This window comes from Chryseobacterium sp. FR054 (genome assembly GCF_056844565.1).
In genome coordinates this window covers 1-2709 of sequence record NZ_JBXDSA010000015.1, presented here as the reverse complement: position 1 = coordinate 2709, position 2709 = coordinate 1, and the positions used below count along the sequence as shown (strand labels likewise).

4 protein-coding genes are annotated in these 2709 nt (G+C 32.0%); 2 read left to right on the top strand and 2 right to left on the bottom strand.

The genetic code is table 11. From position 1 onward, the window contains the following. Positions 1-456: 456 nt before the first annotated feature. Both AC106S_RS24060 and AC106S_RS24055 read left to right on the top strand, forming a co-directional pair. Positions 457-801 carry a helix-turn-helix transcriptional regulator gene (locus AC106S_RS24060; protein ID WP_482442520.1) on the top strand — a complete coding sequence of 115 codons (345 nt, stop codon included), beginning with the start codon at positions 457-459 and terminating at the stop codon, positions 799-801. A 44-nt stretch (positions 802-845) separates the two neighbouring features. Beyond that, complete coding sequence (locus tag AC106S_RS24055) at positions 846-1274, top strand: hypothetical protein (protein WP_482442519.1); 429 nt, start codon at positions 846-848, stop codon at positions 1272-1274. Between the two features lie 29 nt (positions 1275-1303). On the opposite strand, the gene AC106S_RS24050 is transcribed toward AC106S_RS24055, so the two are convergent. Next, positions 1304-1627 (bottom strand): hypothetical protein, encoded by a 324-nt coding sequence (locus AC106S_RS24050; RefSeq protein ID WP_482442517.1) that lies wholly within the window; start codon positions 1625-1627, stop codon positions 1304-1306. 8 nt (positions 1628-1635) lie between these two features. Further along, positions 1636-2709: RHS repeat domain-containing protein (locus tag AC106S_RS24045; RefSeq protein WP_482442516.1), on the bottom strand; the 1074-nt coding region annotated here is incomplete at its 5' end.

Below are 2709 nucleotides of genomic sequence, written 5' to 3'. Positions count from 1 at the left end.
GATGGTATTATTCCCGCCTTCATAGCCAGTATCATTCAGGGAATGTTCTGTTATCCGGTCAAGGCGGTTTCCGGTATAATTATAATCCAGGTCGTCTACCAGGGTAGAGGTAGTGCCCATTAACGGGGAAGCTTTTCTTTTCAGGGTTTTGATATTCCTGTTAGGGTGAAAAAAAAAGACTCAAAAATATCAGTATAAAGTAAATGCTTCATTATCATATGTTTTTTTGAAAGATAGAATTCTGAGAATACTTTTTTCAAACGTTGATATGAATGAAGCAGTACAGGAGTTAAAAAGTCTTTTCCGAGCTCATTTAGTTCCTATAAGGCCGGAAAATCAAACAAAAGAGATATAGGTAAGTATCGGACAAGAGCTAAACCTAAACAAGTAATTATTTACTTTTTTATGTACTAAAGTTCTCTTATATTTGTGTTTACGCTGTAATAGAGGATAGAAGTGGGTAATACATTAAATATCGGAAATAAAATAAGTACGCTCAGAAAACAGAAAAATTGGTCGCAAGGAGATCTTGCACAAAAGATAGATACTTCCCGGGAGATTATAGGAAAATATGAACGTAATAAAAATTTACCTTCCATTGAGATAGCAACTAAAATGGTAAAAGCTTTTGAAGTAACTGTATATTTTTTAATCGGGGAAGGAAAAAACGCTGCATTTGATAAAAAGATCTTAGAGCGTATTAACGATATTCAAAAAATGGATCCTGATACCAGAAGTATCCTATTTAATGTTATTGATACCTATATCCAAAATTTTAAAACTAAGCAGGCTTTTAGATAAATAAACTCTAACAAAATAAGCCAAAAAAATTTGAAAATATTACTATGAAAAAATATATTCTAATACTGATTTCTTTTCTTTTTATTGGTTGTAGTTATGATAAAATTTATGAAAACAGAGAATCCGATAGACAGGAAGCTCAAAAGATAACTAACAAATTCTATTCTTTAATAAAACAAAATAACAGAGAGGAAGCATTTAAATTATTTAATCAAGAAACAACAAGCAAAGAAAAATTTAATTTAGTACTTGATAAAATAGAAAGTGAAAATGGACAAATTCAAAATGATAGCCTTACCAATTGGGAAACACATATTATTAAAGGAACAAATTCAAAATCTGATTATTTACTAGTCTATGAAGTAAATAGATCTATTACTAATACTCAGGAAGCATTTGTTATGCAAAAAATTAATGGTACTATTAAAATAGAGAAGTACAAAATAAACTTCGATATGTTACAAAAAAAATAAAGCGAAAAAAATTCCGCTTTATTTTTTTATTATTCATAGCATTTCCAAGAATGAGTAATAATAGTATCTTGTTTATGAATATTAAAACTTAGCTCTCCTTTATTTTTTACTATTGTATCGCCAGCTTCTACTTCATTCCAATATAAATTCCACCATCGATTAGTCGTTTTACAAACCTTAGGCTTTTGTGTAAATGGATCATAACCTTTTACTTCAAAATAAACAGAAGATGTAGGAGGTGTTTCAACGACTATTATACATTCTTCTTTAGAAAGCATTTTAGTATATTCGTTACAATTCACTTTTCCACAAGAAAATAAAAGAAGAAAACTAATAAATATAAATAATCTCATTTGTACATTTAATTTAAATTCGGAGATTTCCCAATTCTAAAGTATTGCGGATTAGCTTTCATCCAATTACTTATACTCATAGTATTTGTTTTAGATTTTCCTACACCATACCCTAATTCTAAATTAAGACTCCTTGTTTCTGTGCCATAAGGAGAAAACTTTCCATTTGATGAACTTTTACTATACTCTCCGCCTATTTCATAAGATCCTGAATAAGCTGTAGATTCTCCTTCCGCACCACCAAAAACATCTGTATATTTAGATCCGTCAGGATTATTTCCGTAAGCATTCATCATGTTAAATTGGAACCCTATTCCTATACTTGGCAAATCTTGCTCCCCGTAAGTTCCAAACAAATTTGCTTGGCCAGTACCTAAATTATAAGCTAAGGTTAAACTTCCTGAACTCTGAGCAAAAGAACCTCCAAAAGTAATCCCTAAAGCATATTTTCCAAACATAGCAGACTCAGCGGCTCCAAGCCTTGTTCTTGCAGCCTGAAGATTTCTTTCAGCGATAACACCTTTAGGAGTTATTTTAACTTCTCCAACATCATAAACCCTTCCATCAGCAATTGGTTTCCCTCCAGCAGATTCGTCATAAATCACTCCGTTCGCAGCATAATTTAAATTTCCTTGTTGAGCTGTCTCACCAACATAGCTTCCTTTTATTCCTTTATCATTTAAATTCTTCTGGCTTTTTATATCATCTCTAAACTCCATTTGACCTAAAGAATTTTTAAACCAATCTGACTCTGATCTTCCATCCGGATCTATAAATCTAATTGGATTATTTATAGCATAATTATAAGGTGTAAACCTTCTGTTTTTCTCTGCCAGCGGATCTACCACACCCCATCTCCCCAAATCCGGCATATACATCCTTGCTCCGTAATCATACATCCCTGTCTCCTGTAATTCCTTCCCATTGTACTTGTACTGATAATTCGGATTTCCCCCCAGATTATTATACCCCTCATGCTTCAGGCCAAACGGATAATAATTACTTTCCTCAATTACTTCTGTTCCTGTTCCGTTTTTAGCATAGCTTAATCTTACATTTCCCAGATGATCTGTATAATTGTA

Bases quoted from the DNA above. Each gene is read 5' to 3' on its own strand.
- AC106S_RS24055 (WP_482442519.1), top strand. From the start codon at position 846: ATGAAAAAATATATTCTAATACTGATTTCTTTTCTTTTTATTGGTTGT.
- AC106S_RS24050 (WP_482442517.1), bottom strand. From the start codon at position 1,627: ATGAGATTATTTATATTTATTAGTTTTCTTCTTTTATTTTCTTGTGGA.